This window comes from Glycomyces sp. TRM65418, from assembly GCF_019710475.1.
Lineage (GTDB): Bacteria > Actinomycetota > Actinomycetes > Mycobacteriales > Micromonosporaceae > Glycomyces.
Map to the genome: position 1 here is coordinate 225,562 of NZ_JAJFAX010000006.1, position 20,633 is coordinate 246,194.

The following is a 20,633-nucleotide window of genomic DNA, read 5'->3' on the forward strand; positions in this document are numbered from 1 at the left end:
TGCAAACCACCTGCAGCGCAACACCACTCACTCAGGGTGCAAGAGGTTCATTGGCAACAGCGTCAAGAACCTGCTTGAGGACAGGTGCAATGTCGTCGACCGTCGCGAGGTCGAACTCGACTTTCAGCTCTGGAGTTTCGATGGTGAGATGTGCGGTAGTGCGACGGGACTTGACCCAGGCAACTAGCGATGTTGCGAGAACCGTCCCGGCCCCGCCGGCTCCGAGCGCAACCACGAGCGCATCTGTCACAGCACCGAGTTCGGTGGATCCAGGCATGGCGCCCAGCAACCTGACTCTGCCCCGCAACTCCTGCTCATCGCCGAGCCACGCATAGAGGGCACGCAACTGGTCACCGTTGTCGTCGTTGATGCTGATCCGTACAGTCATAGTGATGCTCCGGGAGAGTTGCTCTGCGGTGCGGCTGGATCGATTAACCGATCGAGGACTTCCAATGGTCGTGCAGTCTTGCATAATGCCGAACCTGAGATGTCAACAGGCCCATGCCATAATCAATTTCGGAACAAGACCGTCATTAACGACTTTTCGCCCATGTTCATCCGCGCCTCAGCAGCCTGCGTTCAAGACGGACACTGTGCAGAAACCATCGATCCCGAACTCGGCCGTTTTAGCCTCGCCCTGTCTATATCATCAGCCGGCGTGATCACGGACTCGCTGGTCCCGGATCGACCCCTCAAGGGACAACCAGGCCAGTGCCGTTGGGCTAGGGCCTGTCCTGTGAATGGTTGTAGTTGAGGCACAATCGTGTTGTGCCTGGTCGTGGTGAGTTGACCGAAGCCGCTTGGCGGCAGATCGAGCCGCTGCTGCCCGCCAATGGCGGCCGTGGCGGGCAGTGGAGTGATCACCGCACGGTGATCAACGCGATCTTGTGGAAGCTGCGGACCGGGGCGCCCTGACGTGACCTGCCTGAGCGGTACGGGTCGTGGAAGACCGCGCATGAGCGGCTGCGGCGGTGGACTGCGGACGGCACTTGGGACAAGATCTTCGCCGCCGCGCAGGTCAGGGACGACGGGATCCCGGTGGAGTGGACGGTCAGCGTCGACTCCTCCATCGTGCGAGCCCACCAGCATGCCGCAGGGGCCCGCAAAAAAGGGGCACCAGCGGTGTAACCGGTGAGGCGCTGGGGCGCTCGCGGGGCGGGTGGTCGACCAAGATCCACCTCGCGGTCGACGGGCGCGGCCTACCGCTGTCAATCCTGATCACGCCCGGGCAGGCCGGGGACAACCCGATGCTGTTGCCGGTGCTGGATGCCATCCGCGTCCACGGCGGCAGGCCTGGTCGGCCGCGCAAGCGCCCCGACCTGCTGCTGGCCGACAAGGGCTACGCGCACGATTCGACCCGGGTCCGGTTGCGCAGGCGTCGGATTGCTCATGTGATTCCCGAACGGATCGACCAGGTCGAGCGCCGTCGACGCCGGGGGCGCACCGGTGGCCGCCCGCCGCGCTTCGACCGCGAGGCCTACCGACGGCGCAATGTCGTCGAGCGGTGCTTCAACCGGCTCAAACAGTGGCGGGACCTGGCCACCCGCTATGCGAAACGGGCGGCCATCTACCGCGCGAGCCTGGTCATCGCCGCACCCATGATCTGGCTCAACGATTCACAGGACAGGCCCTAAGTGTTGTCCCGTAAGTGTGTTGCGGGTGTACGTCGTCGTGCCGGGGCGTAGGTGTCAGCCTACCAGGGTGAGGTTGTAGAGCCGGGCGATGCCGGCCATGGCGTCGGCCGAACCGTCGCCGCGAAGGCGGCAGTCGCGCAGCACTTTCCAGACCTTGAGCTTCGCGAAGGTGTGCTCGATGCGGGCGCGGACGTGTCGATGAGAGGCGTTATGGGCCTCCTTCCACTCGGTCAGCGGCTCATCCTTGTGCCTGCGGCGGTGCGGGATGACCGCTCGTGTGCCGCGATAGCCGCCATCGGCGATCACGGTCGCGGTCCGGGTGGTCTCGTCGACGCCGGACTCGCCGAATGCCTTCGAGTCGTTGCGGTTGCCCGGCAGCGGAGTGCCGAGGGCGACGATGAGCAGGGTGTCGGCGTGTATGACGACCTGGTGGTTGGTGGAGTAGCGGTAGTTCTTCGACTTCGCCGCGACGGTGTGGTCCCTGGTGGGGACTAGGGTGCCGTCGACGATGAGGACCGTTTCGGGGGCGTAGCGTTTCCTGGGTCGGAGGGCGAGCTTGGGGCCGAGGTCGTCGATGATCCGGTCGGCGGCTGATTTCGAGGTGCCGAACAGAGCCGCGATCTGGCGCATGGTCAGGTTCGTGCGCCAATAGGCGGCGACCAGCAGCACCCGGGTTTCGAAGGCGAGCTTCCAGGGTCGGCCCTTGAGCGCGGGGTCGGCGCCCTCGGTGCGCAGTTGCCGGACGAGCTTGGTGAACTGCCGCGCGGTCAGCCCGCTGAACAGCTCGACCATCTTGTCGTCCGCTGCACTGATCACACTCACCACTTGGACATACTTCCATGCAGCCCAAGAGGATCGAGACTCAGTCGCTAAATCGCAGGAGCGCAGACGCGGGCCACGTAACATTGCCGCCATGGAGCTTCCAGTCGCCGGAACCTTGCACCATGTCGAGCTGTGGGTTCCTGATCTCAATCGGGCTGTCGACTCCTTCGGGTGGCTGCTGGAACGCCTCGGCTACGCACGGCACCAGGAGTGGTCGGCAGGACGCAGTTGGCGGCTTGGCCCCACCTACCTGGTAGTGGAGCAGTCTCGGGCACAGACGGGCAGGCGACACGACCGATGCGCGCCAGGACTGAACCACCTGGCTTTCCACGTCGGGAATGACACCGAAGTTGAACGGCTGGTCGACGAGGGCAAAGAACACGGCTGGACGCTGCTGTTCGCCGACCGACACCCGTTCGCTGGAGGCGACAACCACTATGCGGCGTACCTCGAAAATCCGGACGGCTTCGAGGTCGAGCTCGTAGCCGTATCCTTCAAGTTATCGAGAAACCTTACGGGACAACGCTTAGGAGGTTGAGGACATCAGGCTCCCGAATCGGCGCCCGTTGGCTCACATTGTGTTCGGCCAGTGTCATATCCTGGTGCTCTACTGCGGCCCCGGGAGTCACCTCGACCCAATGGCCCTTCCACCCCCGGAGACCTGATTTGCGGTCGAACATCAGCAAGACTGGAACTTCAAATGAGCGCTGAACCTCAGATGCCACCGGGATCGCGCGCAGTGTTGGTCGGGGTGTCGGCCTACGAGTACCCGGAACTTCCGCCCGTTCGGGCGGCAAGGAACAGCCTTGACGCAATGCTGGAGATCCTGACCAGCCCTGTCGTGGGTCGATGGTCTCGAGAGGACGTTACCGTAATCCGCAACCCGGATTCGGTCTCTGAACTATCCGTTGAGCTGACTGAGCTCGCAGAGGCAGCAGCCGGAGTCTTCCTACTTTACTATGTCGGCCACGGGTTGCTGTCGGAGCGCGGCGACCTCTGCTTGACGCTCACCAGCACCCGACCCAACCGGCCGAAAATCACCGGACTTCCCTGGCAAACGATCACAGACATATTCGGGGCGAGCCCGGCACAGACGAGAATTGCCGTCCTTGACTGTTGCTTCGCCGGGCAGGCCATCGAAGCGCTCACGTCCGAAGGAACCAGCGGACTTGCCGACATAACGCACGTTCAGGGGGTGTACACCCTGACTGCGACTACGGCCAACCGCACCGCCCATGTACCTCCTCCTGACCAGCAGGATAATGCCTGCACGTCCTTCACTGGCGAGCTGCGGGACCTTGTCCGGGCCGGCATCAGCCACGCCCCCATTGACCTGACGTTCGAGGCGATCTATCCAGCGCTACGAGCAAGGTTGCAGGCGAAAGGTCTGCCACTTCCCAACCAGCGCGGAACTGACACCGCCAGTCGATTTCCGCTGGCGCTTAATCAGGCTGCGCTCGCGGCCTCCGGGCACTTGCACCGCACAGAGACGGGCACCCACGACCCCGGTCGCGCAGCAGAGGTAGAGTCAACTGATCCTAGGGTCTCGTCAAGTGAGATCCTCGACTTGGCCATCAAACTTGCCGAGGAAGCAGGCACTCTCAACGAAATCGCATGCAGCGTAGTCGAAGCAGATCCGACCAGGACCGAAGCGATCGCCCGAATGATCCCCGACGAATCAGAGCGAGGATCGAAGCCGGTTGCGCTCGCTGCTATGGCCGACAGCCTCGCGAAAATCGACCCCGTCCGGTCCGAACGTCTCGGGGCAAGTGCAGAGCAGCTTGTTATGTCCTGTGAGGTCGTCTCCAAGAAGATCTCGGGTCTGTCCTGGGTCGCCTGGGCACTCAGCAGCGAACAGCCCATGCGGTCAACGAGAATGATCAACGAGCTTGTTCGGATCGCCGACCCTCGACTGATCGACTCGGATGACTGCATCAAGGCGTTGACAGCCGCATCGGCTCTCATGTATGCCAGAGACCCCAGTCGGTCCCATGCATTCGCCCGGAAGGCCGCTGATCTTGCCGAACGCGATAGGGAAAATCGATACCCGGTACTGAAGGCGATCGCCTCTGCGATGGCACTGGCCGATCCAAACGGCGCGAAGCGTTGGGCAGCTGGGGTGGGACTTCCGCAGGAACTGGCTGAGCCTACATCCACACAGGTCCAGGTCATTGCGATGACCGATCCTCTTCGCGCTGAAGCGGTTGCACAGCACTGCACCCAGGATGCAAACGCTGCTCTTGCGTTGGCTCTGGTTGCCGACATGGTTTCGCGCACGGATGAGGGGCGTGCACGCGAGGTGCTGGCCAGGGCGGAATTGTTTGCTCAACGCATTGAAGATCCCGCACAGTTCGTTCACACGATGTCGTTCATTGCGAGAATCCACGCCGAGATCGGCTCCTACGAGGCCGAACGACTCCTCGAGCAGTGTCAGCGAATAGTGAATGAGATCCTCATTGCTTCGGTGCACCAGCAGGCGAAGGCCGAAGTCGAGCTGGTGAACGCCAGCATTGCGAAGCGCTTGGCGCACATCGATCCCGACGCCGCGATGGAAACCGCGCGGTCGATCGAGAGCAACCGCGCGCGAGCCGTGGCGCTCGCTGGCATCGCGGGCGAGCTTGCGAAATCAGACCGGCGAACCTCGGGTGCAGGCGCCGCCGCCGTGGAGATCGCCAACGCCGATGACCCGAGCGTCATGTTTCAGCGAAGTGTTACCCCAGCGCATGCGGCAGACCATTTTCCTGCAGAAGATGCAGGGCTCGCCCCGAGCGCTTCGGTTCCGATATGGGTAGCTGCCGTGCCTCAACCGATCCGAAACGAGCACTTGCTCGCTGGCGCCCTCGGGACCAGCCCTGATGCACGCAATTGGATATCCAACCGCCTACGGGCGGCCGATGAGGCACTTCAAAAACAAATCGACGACGCGGCTCTCGGCTCGCGGATACATGGACCCGGGCTGGCGGGCACGTTCCAACGAACCAACGTGACCCGCCGAGCCGGTTTTGTTCGGATGCAGCGAGACCACGAAGGCTGGCTGCGAGTAGTCGCGAACGAGCGTGCGGTTCCAGAGGTGAACCTTCTAGAAATCGGAGAATCTGGCAGCTCCGCGATGTTCGCTAACTACCTCACGCCACGTCGATATCGCGATGACGACCCCCGGGTTTTTCAATGGCGGCGAGCGCTGGGGATCGTCTACGCGACCGTTCTGCTATCGAGAGAGCTGGTCACCTCCGTAGGCCTCAAGGCGGACATCGATGTGGCCGTGCGAATCAACGGCATGGAAGGCTTTCTCCCGGAAGTACCTCTGGACGGCCTTCAAGGCATACAGGCCGACTGGAGGGCCGCCGAGCGGAACCCGATCATCGACAACTGCTACGAGGTGCAGACGACATGGACCTTTGCTGAGCTTGAGGCTGGCTCACTCGAGCCGATGTACCGCCTCTTCGGCTCACTTCTGCGGAGCATGAACCTCGACGACTTCCGCAAATCGGGCACCTGATCGCGGGCTCGTAACAGGGTTTCGGCGATCAATCGAATGGTCCATGAGGCTGGTAGGGCAGCCAAAAAGGCAGCCATTGGGAGCGGAAAACGAAGACTAGCATTGGTGAATGACGATTAACGAAGACTATCGCGAGGTATGATCTACCTGCGAGGATGGCATCCAAATCAGACGGTTGCGGACATAAAATAGGCTTTTTTGAGGTGCTAGTGTCCTATTACGGAGGTGGGGGTTCAAGTCCCCCCTCGCGCACAGATTCGAAGGCCCCGGTTGCCCGGGGCCTTTCTTTTTGTAGTGATCCCTGCGAATGGCCTTTGTCGGTTGCTAGCGGGTAGCCATTCATGGAGCCAATTTGGCTCCTACTGTGGTCCTTTTAGGTCTGGGTGTTGATTCCTGAAGGCTTCGTCGAGGAGTTCGGCGCCCTTGGTGATGACGGGGCGGAGCTGGTGGCGGTAGACCTTCCAGGTGGTGGCGATGTCCTTGTGTCCGAGAAGGTCGGCGATGAGCTCGATCCGGGCCCCGTTGTCGGACATGATCGAGGTGAGGTGTGGCGCAGCTCCCGGGCGTCCAGGAACCGCGCAGGCCGGCCTTGGCGGCGATCGCCTGGACCTTGTCGTGGACGGACTCGGCAACCTGGACCGTGTCGGAGCGGGTGCCGAACACGTAGACGATCCCCTCCGACTTCCAGCCGTGCTTGGCGCGCCACTTCTGTTGCTGTTCCTGGTGTTCGGTGAGGATCTCGACCGCGAGCTCGGGGAGAGTGACGGTGCGCCGGCTCTTGGGGGTCTTGGTGTCGCCGTCCTCGCGAACCGAGTGTCACACCACGGCGGCCGCCAACTGGACCGCGCGCCGGTTCCTTTCCACCTGCTGCCTGAGGTTGTCAGGGAAATCGGGGGAGAAGCCGAAATCCACCTGGACACTGGTATTGCTTCCGGCGCCGACATCGTGGCTGCGGTTGCGCTGGGTGCACGGTTCACCATGATCGGAAGGGCATACCTCTACGGGCTCATGGCCGGCGGTCGAGACGGGGTCGATCGGGCAGTCGCCATTCTGCATGGCGAGGTGGAGCGCACCATGCGCCTGCTCGGTGTCGCGTGCCTCGAGGACCTTAAGCCCGGTCACGTCCTACAACTGCATCGACTCACCCCGCGGCAGGGGTGACACCGTTTTTCTAACGAGGCGGTGCTCGCTGGCGCCTACACTGAGCCTTTCTCAACCTGATTGGCGCTCTTGGTTGTTCAGTGCGGCGATGGCGCGGGCGATCGGTGTGGCCCGGTTGGGATCGCAGCGGAGTTTCCGCAGGACACGCCACTTCTTCAACTCGGCGAAGGCCCGCTCGCCAGGGCCTCGGAGCCGGGCGTGGAGCTGGTTGTGCTCCTTCTGATAATCAGGTTTGTCCTTGCCTTTGTAGGGCGTGACCACCAGGTCGTGGTCCAGGCCCTGGTAGCCCTTACCGGCCAGGGCGAACAGCGCATGATCGGCGAGCAGGCGTGGCAGCTGCCAGATCCGGGCCGCCTTGGTGTCGTGGACCGAACCGCGGATCGCCCCCGAGACCCACAGCAGGTTCCCTCGCCAGTCGGTGATGGCCTGGAGGTTCATGCCATGGCAGCGGTGCTTGCCCTGGTAGTGGGGCCGGTCGGCGGCGAGCCGGTCGGTAGGGATGAGGGTGCCGTCGAGGATGACATAGCCACGGCCCGAGCGCTTCGCCGCTCGCAAGCCCTCGCGGAGTTTCGGGGCGCAGGTGGCGAGGAGGTTGATGGTCTCGTGGATGCGGCGGGCAGCGGTGGTGCGGGAGATGCCGAAGCCGGGCGCGAGTTGCTCGTAGGTGTGGCCTTGGTGCAGGTAGGCGAGGGTGAGCAGGGCCTGGCCGGCGGGGTCGAGCGTTCGCCATCGGGAGCCGATGGCGGCTCGGTGGGCGCGGATGAGGCGCGCGGTGAAGGTCAGGGTGCGGCTCGACAGCGGCAGGGCCGCCTGGTACAACAGCATGGAAGCTCCTGGGAGACAACGTGTCTGGCGACTGTTGTTGTACCAGGAGCTTCTTCATTGCCGCGCAACGGAACTCACCCAGGTTGAGAATGGTTCACTGAATGCGGCGACGTGCTCGCCGCACTTGTTCGTGAGAGACGTGCACTCGATGGCGCGCGGAAGTGCTAGCACGTAGTGATCGGAGGCGGTTTGGCGGGCCGCAGAGTGCATTTGACGACCGCGCGAATGATCCGGCAAGGGAGCGCAGGAACTCCACGACCGACGCCAGTGGGCGTGGGCTCGGGGACCTCGGGCTCAGGCTTACTGGTTACGCTGAACGAACCCAGACTCTTACATGCCGGGGGTTTGTGGCGAGAGGAAGCAGATCGAGATGCCAGATTACGGAGCGGACTACCTTCGTCGACTGGACGCGGCGGTCATGGAATTCCAGACCGCCTTCGACGCCTGGATGACTACGCAAGTCGAACTTGGTTTCGGGGCGCCGTACGGCCACTTCCCGACGGTGCGAATGAGGGACAGCCTGGATCGTGCCGAGGAGCGTCGACTCGCACTCGATGTGGCTGAGAAGGCGGGGAGCGCCGCGAGAGCGGTGCAGGTGACGGGGACCTACATGCAGGTAGAGGGCCTGGGGCCACTTGATCCGATTGCGAACTGGTCACTGATGTCTTCGGTGAAGGCAGTGTTCGAGCCGAAAGACATCCGCAATGCCGCTGCCACTACGCGGGGTCGGCTACACGGAATGATCATTGAGGCAGAAGCTGCGGAGGAATCCGACCTTCCGGCGTTCGCGCCCTCGTTGTTCCACGCGGTGATCTGGGGTGCTGCTGCGCCGTACTGGACGACCCACAAGTACCGGGTTGCGGTGCGTGAAGCGGCCGAAGCGCTGACCGAACACTGGCGGAAGGAACTCGGGCGCATGGACGTCAGTGGCACGACCTTCTGGGAGCAGACGCTCTCGGCTCCGAAGTCGCAACGTCCCAAGGACGCGTCGGACTGGCCGCGGCTGGTCTGGCCCGGAGAGCCGAACGACAAAACCGTCAAGAGCATTCGCAATGGACTTCCGCCGCTCGCCGCATCGCTGAAAGGACTTGCGGAAGGGCTGAATTCAACCGTGCGGAACCCGACCTCGCACTCCAGTGAAGAACTCAGCGAACAGGAAGCGATGGAACGGCTCGCGGCCTACAGCTTCCTCGCCCGCCTCCTCGACCAGTGCGACATTCAGCGGCCTGCACGATCTGACACAGAATCGGTCGATGAACCGCGCCCGTAGGGTCGTAGGTCTGCGGTGGCACGTCGGCCGTCACACCAGCCGGGGGTAACAGGCGCGTCGGCAATGTCGAGGCGAAGTTCGATCGCGATGGTAGGCCCTCGTCGAAACGGAGGCGCTGGCTTCCACCGGCGATGCCTGGCGCGAGGTGTCAGGGTGCTCCCGAGGGGCCCTTCAGCCCGAATATTCCTGTTTGGCGTGAGATGACGCGGTGGACCTCCGATACCAAGCGCACGACGGGCGTAGTGGGCTGATCGTCGGCGTATTCGCGTTCACTCTTGCGCAGGAGGGCCGACCACAGTAGCCGCGCAAGCTCGGTCTTGGACTCTGACATGCGCATCTTGGAGAAGACGAACTTGATGTCGACGTGCTTTGCACGTGCGTCGCGTAGCGTCGCGGCAAGGTCTTGCTCCCAGGTGGGTTCGCCCAGCCGAGGGTTCCCCTGTCTCTGTGCGATCTGCGTGAGTGCGGGCATGAGCTCTTCGTCAGTGAAGTTGGCTAGCTCGTAGGTGTCTTCGCCCCAGACGAAGATGTGCACCAACTCGTCGAGGGAAGCATCGGTGATAGCGAACTCGGCTGGCCGCGCTCGCCGGGCGCCACACCGAAGCGCTTGTCTGGAAGGAGGCGATACACAGGGAACTCCTGGAGGCAAGCAACCCGGTTGCCATCCCCGCATTCAAACTATGGGCGGCGTCGCTCTCGGAAAACATGATGCAACCCCAGGACGATATCGCTGCCTACGTCATCAGCGTGCTCGGTCTCGTCAGCCACATGCACCCACTGCCGCCTTTGGCCAATCTCAGCGGACCGACAGGAGAAGCGTGGGCATGCTAAGGCCAGATCCTCTGGCACATGCACTATCCCAGCCTCACCAGCGAGGAGGTAGCCGATCGATGTCGACCACAGTGGCAGCGGCTACTACATGAACTGAACGACCACGCCGCCGAGCCACTCTTCTAAATCAGCGATACCTACCAGACCCCGGTCAGAAACGCCCTCCACAGCATCCTGGACCGATTCCCTGAGGAGACCCGCGCCATCCTCGAGTCCGGCATCGCCCGACCCGAGCGACAGTTGCAATTGACGCGGTGGCCAAATCAACTTGCCCACATGCGCCGTTACATCCAGCTTCTCACCAGGGTTGGCAATCATGCCTCCCAGCGACTGCTCGCCTCCATGGCGGACGATCCCGACCTCGGTCACGACGCAGCGACCGCCGCACGCCACCTCAGCGAGCGCTGAGGAATCAATGCCACTGACGACAGTAGCCGTCGATATGGTCTACGGCACCGATGCCTCCGGCAACTGCACCTGGGCCGCCGAATTGGGTCGGAGGTCTACGGTGTCATCCTCCCGCCTGCGGTTGCCGCCGCGGGGGCGTTAGTGCGGCACACTCAGCTTCCGGCCTTGCCGCGCTGGAGCCACCGCCATCCGGCCGCTGCGGCAGCGAGAGCGACGCCCGAGCGCCAGCCGACCACGAGAGTCACCGAGCCGCTGATGAGTCCAGCGGTAATGAGGGCGGGCAGGACGCAGCAGGCGACATTTCTACGGGAACAACGGGCGGCCGCGTAACAGCAAAAGCGAGATCGTGATGCCGGATCTGCTGGGCCGGTGCACGGACGCAAAACTGTCACCCGTCCGGATCAAAGAAGCGCCCAACGTGCAAGTTCGGCTCGCAATCCGCCGTGCCCGCTACAGTGATTTCATGACCGACATCGAATCGAAGATTCTCGAGGAACTTAAGAACATTTCATTTTTGATGGGGGATCTCAACTTTATTCGTAATGGCGAATACGACCCGCCGTTGGGGTCCGGTTCGACGGGCCGCGCGGTGGGATCCCAGGCCACGCCGAACGACCTCGCGGTGCACCTCGCGAGCATCGCGGGCTCACTGGAGCAGATCGCGGAGGACACCGCCGCGATTCGGGAGGCCGTGGTCGGCGAGGCGGACGGCACGCGACCTTGGTATCGGTCCGAGCACCACCCTCGATGAGGTGGATGCGATCGAGGATGGGCTCAAGGAAGTTCTCGGTGAAGCGTGGCCTGAGGCGGGAAGGGTCCTGGTTTGGCGTGGGCTACGGGAACGTCTCGAACAGATTTGGGCGCGTTCGACGGGAACCGCGCAATGATCGGAACCGATCCCATCTTTGGCCCTTGGAACGTCGGTGCCGCCTTGGTACTGGCACTCGCTCGCGTCTGCATCGTCGTTATCGCATTGCGCGGAACCACTCCCCCGGACCGACCCGCCATCCTGCGTGCGTTGCCTGGGCGGATCTCCATCGGCCGCGGCGGATCGGGATCGCAGATGCAAGAGGAGTCTGAGTGACGCGTGCGGCTAAAGACCCGTGAGTAAAATGCGGCTTAAAGCCGTGGCCACGTTCGCGGTTGAGTTGGCCTAGAGATTGTCCCGTTATTGGTTGTGGGCGTTGCTGATCGCCGTGGTGGCCGTGGCTGTTTGAGGTTGTTCAGGCGGTGCGTGCGAGGTTGTGGAGGCGTGCGATGCCGAGCATCGCTTCGGCGACACCGTCGCCACGGAGGCGGCAGTCGCGCAGGATCTTCCAGGTCTTCATCCGCGCGAACGCGTGCTCGACGCGGGAGCGGACCTGCCGATGGGAAGCATTGTGCGCTTCCTTCCAGGCGGTCAGATCCTCGCCGGGTCGGCGGCGGTGCGGGATGATCGCCGAGGTCGCGATGTAGCCGCCATCGCCGATCACCGTCGCGTTCCGGACGGCGTGCTCGGCTCCGGACTCGCCGAACGCGCGGCAGTCGTTGCGGTTGCCCGGCAGCGGTGTGCCGACGACGACCACCAGCTGGGTGTCGGCATCGATGACCACCTGGTGGTTGGTGGAGTGCCGGTAGTTCTTGCTCGGCGCGGCGATGGATCGGTCGCAAGTGGGAACCAGAGTGCCGTCAACGATCAGTACCGTGCCAGGGGCGAAGCGTTTGCGCGGGCGCAGGGCCAGCTTCGGGCCCAGGTCGTCGATGATGCGGTCGGCAGCGGACTTCGAGACACCGAATAGCGGCGCGAGTTGGCGCATCGTGAGGTTGGTCCGCCAGTACGCGGCGACCAGCAGCACCCGGTCGGCCAACGAAAGGCTCCAAGGCCGGCCCCGACGAACCGGATCGGCGCCCTCGCGCTCCAACTGCCGGACCAGCTTGGCGAGCACCCGAGGTCGCAGCCCCGAAAACGGCTCGATCCACGACTCCTCGGCCGCCGTCACCACACCCACCCGGGCATCCTAAACCCTTGCCCCACAACCAATAACGGGACAACCTCTAGGCACAATTACACAAAGGCGACCCAAGGCGAACCTCCAGCGCGACCTCCCTGAGACCGGGCGGGGCCTGCCAAATCCCGTGGTTGCGATCCTCGCTGGAGGCGGACCTCCGGCGCCACTCGATGGTCGGGTCGAGCTCGACGCCGAGGGAGGCGTTGCGATCCTCGCCGGAGGCGAACCTCCGACGCCACGGACGTCCCTTTCCCGATCGCCGCCTCGAAGACCCTGTTGCGATCCTGGCTGGAGGTGAACCTCCGGCGCCACCTCGGCACGGTCCTTGAAGCCGCCAGGGTCGTTCCAGTTGCGATCCTCGCCGGAGGCGGACCTCCGGCACCGCACGCCCGGACAGCCGCTCACTCCCCAGGCGGCATAGTTGCGAACCTTGCCGGAGGCGAACCTCCGGTTCCACCAAGCTCTCCGGCCTGACCGGGATGATCCCCGACTGGTTGCGAGTCTCGCCGGAGGGGAACCTCCAGCGTCACCTCGAAGACGAGCTGGCTGCCGCGCTGGATGACCCGGTTGCGAACCTCACTGGAGGCGAACCTCCGGCGCCACGTCGACCTCAGCACCTACGACAGGTGGGAGTCAGGGTTGCGATCCTCGTCTACGCAGCGTGGTTCTTCGGAGATCCTCTACCCACGCCCTCTCGTTATGAGGCCGTCCACAAGTCAACGAGTACCGAAGCCTCCACGCCTGCGGGCAGGTTTTCAAGGTCGACTTGCATGCGGTAGTCGGTCATTTCGCGTGCGGGTTTGCCGTCGAGGGCCTCGGTGCGTTCGATGCGCACTCGTTGGGCGAGCGCGTGTGCGGGGGCGTTGCCGAGGAGCGAGGCGTGGCTGAAGACGATCAGGCCGCAGAGTTTCATCTCGCCGCGGGCGGAGGAGCGGTCGTGTTCGAACATGTACTCGATCGAGCGCCACAGCACCTCCAAGTCCTCGGCCTGCACCCCGGTCTTCGCGCCCTTCGCCGCCGAGTAGTGCAAGGTCCCGCGGTAGAGGCCGTAGGGGACGGTCCACTTGCGGCCCATCTCGGAGACCTTGCCGCTCTCGAGGTCCGCGGGTTTCGTGGGCGTGACCCTGGTGATGGTGTGTTCGATGGGTGCGATCTCTTCGATGCTGCGGGCGAAGGAGATCTGGACCGGCCCGTAGACGTGTCCGGCGCCGCGTTGGTTGCCGACTTTCTCGCCGGTGGACATGACCGCGCCGAACATGCGGATGTCGAAGTAGCGCTCGCACAGCCACCGCTGCGCCGCGGCCGGGTCGCGTTTGCCCTTAGCGGGAGCGGTCGCGTCCAAGGCGCCGTCGATGTGGGTGTTCAGAGCGGTGCCGGCCTCGACGAAGATGCCGTAGCGGTCGTCGCCTTCCTTGACCAGCGGCACGGTGTTGCGGATCTTGCGTTTGATGGCGACGTCGCTGACCAGGCCTTGGCCGGTCTCGCCGTCCTGGCGGGGTTGGTTGCCAGCGTCGGGGTCGCCGTTGGGGTTGCCGTCAGTGACGTCGAAGAGCAGCACGGCGTCGTGGCGCACGGCGGGGTTGAGGTAGGGAGCGGTCATTCGTCGTCGCCTTCTGGTGAGTCGTTGTCGGCAGCTTCGCCGTTGTCGTCGGTGGGCTTGACCGTCCGGTGCTGCCCTTGGTGGTGGTAGCCGAGGATGAAGTCCATCTGCTGGTCGTGTCGGCCCCGATCGGGCTCAGGTTCCATGAGCCGGTGGAGTCGCTCGATCTCGTTCTCCACCCAGATCCGGTAGCCCTTCTGCTTCTCGTCGCTGCGCAGGCGCTTGGCCCAGGCGGCCGAGAGCTGCGCACCCGCTCGTAGTCCGAGGGTCGGGTTGACGACCGAGCCTGCGTAGTAACGGTCTTTGAAGGTCGTGTTGATCGCGGTTCTGCCGCCATCCTTGCGGCCTTGCATGTATTCGTTGCTCGAGCGCCGTTGCAGGGATTCGTACAGGGCGAACAGCCTTCCCGCCAGGTATCCGAAGGTGTGGCGGTTCTCGTCCAGGCCCGCTGTCATGCGTCCGCTCCTTTCGTAGTGTCGGTTGAAGACGAGCCGCAGGACGGCGGCTCGGGCGGCGTCGACGCGGCCGTCGCGCCGGATACGGGAGACGAGGTGCTGCGAGATCGCTAGCGGCGGCTGGTGTCCGAACAGGGCGCAGTGCAGCAGGGTCGTCTCGAAGCGAAGTGGCCGGTCTGCGCCGGTCGCGCCGAACGGGGCGTACTCGCCGGCCTTGCCGGTCTTTTTCACGCTGGTGCGGATGAACCGCCCTGATGCGTAGGCGAGTTTCTTGATCGAGGGGTGGATGATCCCGTTCCAGGTCTCGATCGCGATGTCGTCGAACCAGAGCCCGAGGTTCCGCCGCACCGCGGGCAGCGGCATCTCCACCCAGTCGTGCACCATCAGGCGCGACACGTTCCCGCTGATCGTCGCCGAGTAGAACAAGTCGACCGCTGTCTCGGCGTGCTGCACGGCCTTCTCGTGTCCGCGTTCGGCCGCCAGGACCAGGTCCTCGATGACCTCCCGTCGGCGGCGCCGTTCCTCGTTGCCACCGGCTCGCATCACGTACTGGACCGGGATTTCGGCGTCTTCTTTGGTCCACCACACCATCGCTGCGCCATCGGCTTGCGCGCAGTGCTCGGCATTCTCAAGGAGCGACCGCAAAGCGGTCGTGGAGCGCCGGCCGCAGTCGCTGCAGATCGGCGCGTGTCGCAGGTCGGTGGCGCCGAGGAATCCGTGCGTCGGCTTGTTGACGCTGGTGAGCACCACACTCTGCGTCGCGCCGGGCACCAGATGCTTCGGCAGTTGCTGCGGGATGGTCTTCAGCAGCTGCCCGGCCTCGCCGCACAGCAGGCAGTGCCCGGTCTCGCCGCTGCCTTTGCGGCCTTCGGCCTGGGTCCGCCAGAAGGACTGGGCGCTCGGGTGCCCGAACGCGTACTTGCCGTCGACCTTGAACGCCACCAGGTCGCCGCGGGCCCAGGTCGGCATTTCGATCTCGTTGCCCTCGTCATCCTTCCCGATCGCGGTCGGCTGGGCGATCCGCTCATGGTGACCAGCGGCGAAGAACGCCGCGATCACCGCCGCAGGCCCATCCGGGTCGGCACCAGCCCACGCTGCGTTGAGCGCCACGAAGGCATCGTGGCAGCGGTGGACACGTTCCGGCTTCGAGGGAGCCTTCGGATCGGTACTTACCCAGCCGAGCGCGTACTCGAGCGTGTCGACGCCGATGCTCGGGGAGATGGCGGACGTCTTCGTCACCGAGGGCACCGGCAACGGCAGGCCGAATCGGTGCTCCTTCTCGCCCTTGAGGGTCCGCAAGCGGGCTTGCTTGGGGGACCCGTCCGGGTTGAGCGCGATGACCCAGGCGACCGGTTTGCGCTGATAGAACGCGGGTATCTGGTCGCCCGTCTCGAGATGGTCGCGCGCGTATGCGGCCAGTTGCTTGAGCATCAGGGCACCTGCCCGGCCGGCAGCGCGATCCCGCGCGCGGGCACCCGGAGGACGCCGCGTTCGAGCCGGGCGGTGAACCACTCCGTGCGGCCGGTCTGGTAGTCCACGCGCAGCGGCATGGTCCCGAGGTCGCGCGAGTCCATGATGCGCTGCTCGTCGTCGGCGTTCCCGAAGTAGGCCGTGAACTCTCTGGTGCCCAGGTACGGCTGGGCGAAGCAGGCACCGCGGTCGACTCTCCGCCGCAGCTGGTCCCGGTAGGCGGCGATCGGTTTGTCGGCGTGCGGTAGGCGAACCAGGTGCGCGTGGATCCGGTACTTCACCTCGCGCAGGCACAGCGCGTTGCGCTGGTCGCGGCTCGCGGCCGTGTCGACCCGGCGAGTCCCCTTGGCGGCCTCGAAGAGCGGCGGCAGGTCGCTGGTCTCGTTGCGGCGGATCTCGAACTGCTTGATGGGAGCGAGGACCTCGATCGCCGCGATCTCGTAGCGGACCTCGGGCTTCCAGTAGATGGCCTCCAGGACGCCTTTCGCCGCGCTGGGCGTCATGGCGTCGTAGGTGAGCCGCTCGGTCTTCATGTCGGGCCGCGTGAACAGCGCGCCTTCGCCCCAGACCTGGACGACCAGCGCGGGCTGGCGGTCCGGGCCCGGGTCTAGGACCAGCGGCTCGGGGTCGCGGTCGACGACCGCTTGGTTGGGTCTCATTCGATTTCCAGACCGGTGAGTGGGTTGTAGGTTCCTTGCCACACCGCGACCGATCCCGGTCGGGCCGGCTCGCCGATGATGGTCTTGAGACGAGACTTGACCGTGTCCTTCTGGGCGCGGTGCAAGCTCAGATTCACGATGTACGGCTGCAGCCCCCGCATCGCCGCCCGGCTCCTGCCGGGATCGGCGGCGCGTTTGACGAGCGCATCCGGTGCCCCTTGGAGCGGAACACCATGGTGCACCGAGGGTCCGACATGAAGGCCCGAACAGGCCGATGCAGACACGATCACGGCGATCGTCTCGTCATCGATCATCTTGAACGCCCGGCCCCGGTCCCGCAAGCTCGGCTTGTCGCGGTCCTTCGTCAAGGGCCCCAGGGCGACCGCCTCGTAGTCCAGTTCCAAGCGCGCCTGCTGGATCGCGGCGGCCGCGGAGCCGGGCGCGTCGAGGTTCAGCTCGTCCCAGAGCTCGTTCCAGTAGTCGGCCTGCGCCCCGGCCGCATCGGGGTCGGCCAGGCCCGGGCCGAAGTGGTCGAGGGTCAGGCCGATGAGCTTGTCCAGGCCGGCGGGCTTGCCGCCGTCGAGCGGGTTGAACACGACCACCAGACCGCCGCCGGCCCACCGCCGCTCGCGGTCCGCACGCCCGGCCGCCTGGAGGATCGAATCGATCGAGGTGATCGCCCTGAAGACGACCGGGAAGTCCAGATTCACCCCGGCTTCGATGAGTGGCGTCGAGGCGACGAGCGTCGGGAGCTTCGCATCGAGCCGCTGCCGGATCAGCTCCATGACCGCCAGACGGTGGCCGGGCATGAGCAGCGTCGAAAGGTGAAAGACGCCCTCACGGCCTGCCGTTTCCCAGGCCTTCGCGACCGTCGCGGCATCGGCAATGGTGTTCGTGACCACCAGGGCGGACCCGTGCTCGGCGGCCCGCGCCGCCACCTGGCTGAGCCGCGGTCGCGGATCAAGCCACCACTCGTACCGAATCGGCGTCGTTGCCACCGGCACCGCCAGCGGCTTCGGCACGATGTCGGTGACCGGCAGACCCTGGAACGGCTGCAGCGACCAGAACGCCGGCTGCGTGGCCGAGCACAGCAGCACGGTCGCGTTGAAGTGCTCGACGAACGAGCGGAGTCCGTCGAGGATCGGGACCAGCAGCCGGTACGGAAGCCCCTGGACCTCATCGAGGATGATGACCGAGTTGGCCAGCCGATGCAGACGCCGCGTCGCCGAGGCGGTACGACCGAACATCGACTCGAACAGCCGCACCGTCGTCGTGATCACGACGGGCGCATCCCAGTTCTCCGCGGCCTCGCGCTCCCACCTGCGACCCGCCCCTTCCATGTCGACACCCGAATGGTGCTCGAGCACCACCCGCTCCTCCGCCGTGTCAAGGAGATGCCGGTACTCCTCGGCGTTCTGCTCGGTCACCGTCTTCCACGGCACCGCCACGACCACCCGCCGCTTGCCATGAACCGCGGCATGGCTGAGCGCGAACCCCATGCCGCTGAAGGTCTTGCCCAGGCCGGTGCCCACCGAGAGCCGGTAAATGCCCGGCGCGGACACGGCCGCCTCGATGCATGCCTCGTAGATCGCCTGACGCTCAGGATCCCGCGGCGACGGTTCACGATCGGCCAGCGTCGCCTCTCTCGCCTTCTCAAAACGGCGGAGAAGATGATCGAAGTCAGCGGGAGCCGCAGGGGTCGCCTGCTCCTGGTCCGCGAAGTGCGCCGCCGTATCGAGGAAGTCGGCGTCGACCAGCGCACTGAACAGCAGCCGCAGACCCATCTCCGTGACATGGGGGTGCTCCCAGGGAAGCCGGAGCTGCTCGGCCCACTGGAGATCACCGGTCACCTCCGTGTAGCGGCCTCGCGCGTCGGCGAGCGCCTCCAAATCGATCCGGCCCAGCGATTCCCTGCTGCGTTTCACCGACCGCGGCGAGGTCAGCCCGCCGTGATGACCGTGCAGCACTACCGAGAGGTCGCCGAGACCGAGCTGTTCGGCCACTTCGCACCCGAGCGTCTTATGGTCGATACCGACCCGCTCTTTCGTCCCACTGACAGCTTCAAGCTTCTCCTGCCACACAACCGCGCACTTGCCGCAGTCATGCAGCAGACCGATCAACCGCGCCAGATCCGAGCAGTTGAACTCGACCGCGAACCATGCCGCCAACTCACCTACCTCGCACAAATGCACCGCAAGCGGATGCACCTTCCCTCGCTTCGACTTGCTGTGAGCGAATGCCAAAGCCACCTCCTCGATTCCCCGAGCGTCAACACGGCAAAACGCCGCAGACTATTGCAAACCTCGACCACCGCTCGGTCGCTGAAGAAGCCACGCTCGGAAAACTGCACGACCTCTTGTGCGACAAGAGCTCCAACACTGCAAACCACACATGACTGAACTTCAGATTGCGCTATGTCCATCCTCGACGCAAGGACGGGGCGACGGATTCACCCATCTGAGTGTTTCCAACATCGAGGTCGACCAGTACCGCCCGACTCGGGCGAGGATCCGCACCTGCTCGACACTCCCGAGCATTCCCGCGGCCAGCAGGCGATCAGAGGTTCGCCTCCCGCAAGGAGGGCAACTCATCTCAGAGCCGCAGCTCGATGTAGGTTTCGGATAGCGCCGAAGGTTCACCTTCGGCAAGGATCGCAACATGCTCCTGGTGCTGGATGCACTGCGCGAGCGACCGTGACATCGGAGGTTCGCCTTCGTCGAGGATCGCAACGCGGGTGAGCAGTGCATCAGCGTACCGGCCCCCTGGTGACGCCGGAGTTTCGCCTCCGGCGAGAATCGCAACCGATGACCACCACCACCCCTGTCCCGTCCGACACCGACGTGGCGCCGGAGGTTCGCTTTCGGCGAGGATCGCAACCAGCCGCGCTTGCCAAGCTGGACGCCCCATCGCTGTGACGCCAGGGTTCGTCTTCGGTGAGGATCGCAACCCAACTACCGTTTACCTTGAACCGTTCCACGGGAAGTGGCGCCGGAGGTTCGCCTTTGGCAAGGATCGCAACTCGAGGTCGGTCATGCCGCCGCCGGACGGCGTGCGGTGGCGCTGGAGGTTCGTTTTCGGTGAGGATCGCAACGAGCCGACCTGGTCGAGCTTGACCGCCAGCTCGTAGTGGCGCCGAAGATCCGACTCCGGCGAGGATCGCAACGCCTCCTTCGCACCGGGGAGATCGGCCACCACCAGGTGGCGCTGGAGGTACACCTTCGGTGAGGATCGCAAGAAGGGCACCGACGGCTCGGACTACGTGTGCGGGCGTGGCGCCGGAGATATGCCTTCGGCGAGGATCGCAACAGGATCTGGAGGATGATGCCGCCGATGGCGGCGGTGTGGCGTCGGAGGTTCGTTTTCGACGAGGATCGCAACCAATCCATCGTGCAGTGCTGGTGCATGACCACGGGGTGGCGCCGGGGTTTTGCCTTCGGCGAGGATTGCAACCGGCTCCAGCTCGACGACGACGGGCTCACGCTCATGTAGCGATGGAGATTCGTTCGGTGAGGATCGCAACAGCTGGGCCTGGGCGAGGGTGACAGGCATGGCGCATAGCGCTGGAGGTTCGTCTCCGGCGAGGATCGCAACTGCTACACCGATGCTGAGGAGATCGCGCGCACCGAGTGGCGCCGGCGGGTCATCTCCAGTGAGGATCGCAACCGCATCTTCCGCCTGGGCCAGTGGGTGGACGGCGTGTGGCGCTGGAGGTTTGCCTCCGGCGAGGGTCGCAACTGGAATTGGATCGAGTACTCCGTGACGGTGTCAAGGTAGTGCCGGAGGTCCGCCTTCGGCGAGGATCGCAACCACGGCTAAGTCTGGAAGTCCAGGCCTTTCTGGAATGGCGCCGGAGGTTGGCCTCCGGCGAGGATTGCAACGACGAGTACACCGAGCTCAAGGTCTCCGTGCAGTTCGGCAGTGGCACCGGAGGTTTGCTTTCGGCGAGGACTGCAACACGGGCCCTATACTTGACAACCGTCTCACGAGATGTGGCGCCAGAGGTTCGTCTTT

Annotated in this window: 17 protein-coding genes and 2 pseudogenes; 7 read left to right on the forward strand and 12 right to left on the reverse strand. The window is 64.6% G+C overall.

Annotated features, from left to right (window positions below):
* Positions 1-31 precede the first annotated feature (31 nt).
* Positions 32-388 carry a hypothetical protein gene (locus K3N28_RS15350; protein ID WP_228093426.1) on the reverse strand — a complete coding sequence of 119 codons (357 nt, stop codon included), beginning with the start codon at positions 386-388 and terminating at the stop codon, positions 32-34.
* A 380-nt stretch (positions 389-768) separates the two neighbouring features.
* On the opposite strand from K3N28_RS15350, the pseudogene K3N28_RS15355 reads away from it, so the two are divergent.
* Positions 769-1,634: pseudogene (locus tag K3N28_RS15355) on the forward strand (IS5 family transposase).
* A gap of 54 nt (positions 1,635-1,688) precedes the next feature.
* On the opposite strand, the gene K3N28_RS15360 reads toward K3N28_RS15355, so the two are convergent.
* Entirely contained in the window at positions 1,689-2,459 is a 771-nt protein-coding gene (locus tag K3N28_RS15360) for a transposase (protein ID WP_228093427.1), read from the reverse strand.
* An 88-nt stretch (positions 2,460-2,547) separates the two neighbouring features.
* Here K3N28_RS15360 and K3N28_RS15365 point away from each other — a divergent pair, with 88 nt between their 5' ends.
* Both K3N28_RS15365 and K3N28_RS15370 read left to right on the forward strand, forming a co-directional pair.
* A complete protein-coding gene (locus tag K3N28_RS15365; RefSeq protein WP_228093428.1) occupies positions 2,548-2,994 on the forward strand; it encodes a VOC family protein in 447 nt (148 codons plus the stop codon).
* A gap of 180 nt (positions 2,995-3,174) precedes the next feature.
* Positions 3,175-5,955, forward strand: a complete 2,781-nt coding sequence (locus tag K3N28_RS15370) for a caspase family protein (protein WP_228093531.1) — start codon at positions 3,175-3,177, stop codon at positions 5,953-5,955.
* Positions 5,956-6,314: 359 nt separating this feature from the next.
* Here the strand turns inward: K3N28_RS15370 and K3N28_RS15375 are convergent, their stop codons facing one another.
* Positions 6,315-6,488: a hypothetical protein gene (locus tag K3N28_RS15375; protein WP_228093429.1), complete on the reverse strand. Its 174-nt coding sequence runs from the start codon at positions 6,486-6,488 to the stop codon at positions 6,315-6,317.
* 229 nt (positions 6,489-6,717) lie between these two features.
* Here K3N28_RS15375 and K3N28_RS23360 point away from each other — a divergent pair.
* A pseudogene (locus tag K3N28_RS23360) lies at positions 6,718-7,116 on the forward strand (alpha-hydroxy acid oxidase); the annotation flags it as partial.
* 51 nt (positions 7,117-7,167) lie between these two features.
* On the opposite strand, the gene K3N28_RS15385 reads toward K3N28_RS23360, so the two are convergent.
* Entirely contained in the window at positions 7,168-7,941 is a 774-nt protein-coding gene (locus K3N28_RS15385; RefSeq protein WP_228093430.1) for a transposase family protein, read from the reverse strand.
* Positions 7,942-8,311: 370 nt separating this feature from the next.
* Here K3N28_RS15385 and K3N28_RS15390 point away from each other — a divergent pair, with 370 nt between their 5' ends.
* Entirely contained in the window at positions 8,312-9,211 is a 900-nt protein-coding gene (locus K3N28_RS15390) for a TIGR02391 family protein (RefSeq protein ID WP_228093431.1), read from the forward strand.
* A gap of 148 nt (positions 9,212-9,359) precedes the next feature.
* Here the strand turns inward: K3N28_RS15390 and K3N28_RS15395 are convergent, their stop codons facing one another.
* Complete coding sequence (locus K3N28_RS15395) at positions 9,360-9,749, reverse strand: hypothetical protein (protein WP_228093432.1); 390 nt, start codon at positions 9,747-9,749, stop codon at positions 9,360-9,362.
* Between the two features lie 377 nt (positions 9,750-10,126).
* Positions 10,127-10,411, reverse strand: a complete 285-nt coding sequence (locus K3N28_RS15400; RefSeq protein ID WP_228093433.1) for a hypothetical protein — start codon at positions 10,409-10,411, stop codon at positions 10,127-10,129.
* A 502-nt stretch (positions 10,412-10,913) separates the two neighbouring features.
* Here K3N28_RS15400 and K3N28_RS15405 point away from each other — a divergent pair.
* Entirely contained in the window at positions 10,914-11,201 is a 288-nt protein-coding gene (locus tag K3N28_RS15405; protein WP_228093434.1) for a hypothetical protein, read from the forward strand.
* 472 nt (positions 11,202-11,673) lie between these two features.
* Here K3N28_RS15405 and K3N28_RS15410 read toward each other — a convergent pair whose 3' ends face one another.
* The 6 genes from K3N28_RS15410 to K3N28_RS15435 form a co-directional block, all read right to left on the reverse strand.
* Positions 11,674-12,438, reverse strand: coding sequence for a transposase (locus K3N28_RS15410; RefSeq protein ID WP_228093435.1), 765 nt, complete (start codon positions 12,436-12,438; stop codon positions 11,674-11,676).
* Between the two features lie 697 nt (positions 12,439-13,135).
* Entirely contained in the window at positions 13,136-14,038 is a 903-nt protein-coding gene (gene cas7c / locus K3N28_RS15415; RefSeq protein WP_228093436.1) for a type I-C CRISPR-associated protein Cas7/Csd2, read from the reverse strand.
* The gene (cas8c, locus tag K3N28_RS15420; protein ID WP_228093437.1) at positions 14,035-16,005 is read right to left on the reverse strand and encodes a type I-C CRISPR-associated protein Cas8c/Csd1; all 1,971 of its coding nucleotides are present in this window, start codon (positions 16,003-16,005) and stop codon (positions 14,035-14,037) included. The genes cas7c and cas8c overlap by 4 nt, the downstream gene beginning before the upstream one ends.
* A complete protein-coding gene (gene cas5c, locus K3N28_RS15425; protein WP_374209796.1) occupies positions 15,924-16,496 on the reverse strand; it encodes a type I-C CRISPR-associated protein Cas5c in 573 nt (190 codons plus the stop codon). Before cas5c ends, cas8c begins: the two co-directional genes overlap by 82 nt.
* A gap of 122 nt (positions 16,497-16,618) precedes the next feature.
* Positions 16,619-18,865, reverse strand: coding sequence for a CRISPR-associated endonuclease Cas3'' (locus tag K3N28_RS15430; protein ID WP_228093439.1), 2,247 nt, complete (start codon positions 18,863-18,865; stop codon positions 16,619-16,621).
* Between the two features lie 715 nt (positions 18,866-19,580).
* Positions 19,581-19,838, reverse strand: coding sequence for a hypothetical protein (locus tag K3N28_RS15435; RefSeq protein ID WP_228093440.1), 258 nt, complete (start codon positions 19,836-19,838; stop codon positions 19,581-19,583).
* A 102-nt stretch (positions 19,839-19,940) separates the two neighbouring features.
* Between K3N28_RS15435 and K3N28_RS15440 the strand changes: the two genes are divergently transcribed.
* The gene (locus tag K3N28_RS15440; RefSeq protein WP_228093441.1) at positions 19,941-20,111 is read left to right on the forward strand and encodes a hypothetical protein; all 171 of its coding nucleotides are present in this window, start codon (positions 19,941-19,943) and stop codon (positions 20,109-20,111) included.
* Positions 20,112-20,633 lie beyond the last annotated feature (522 nt).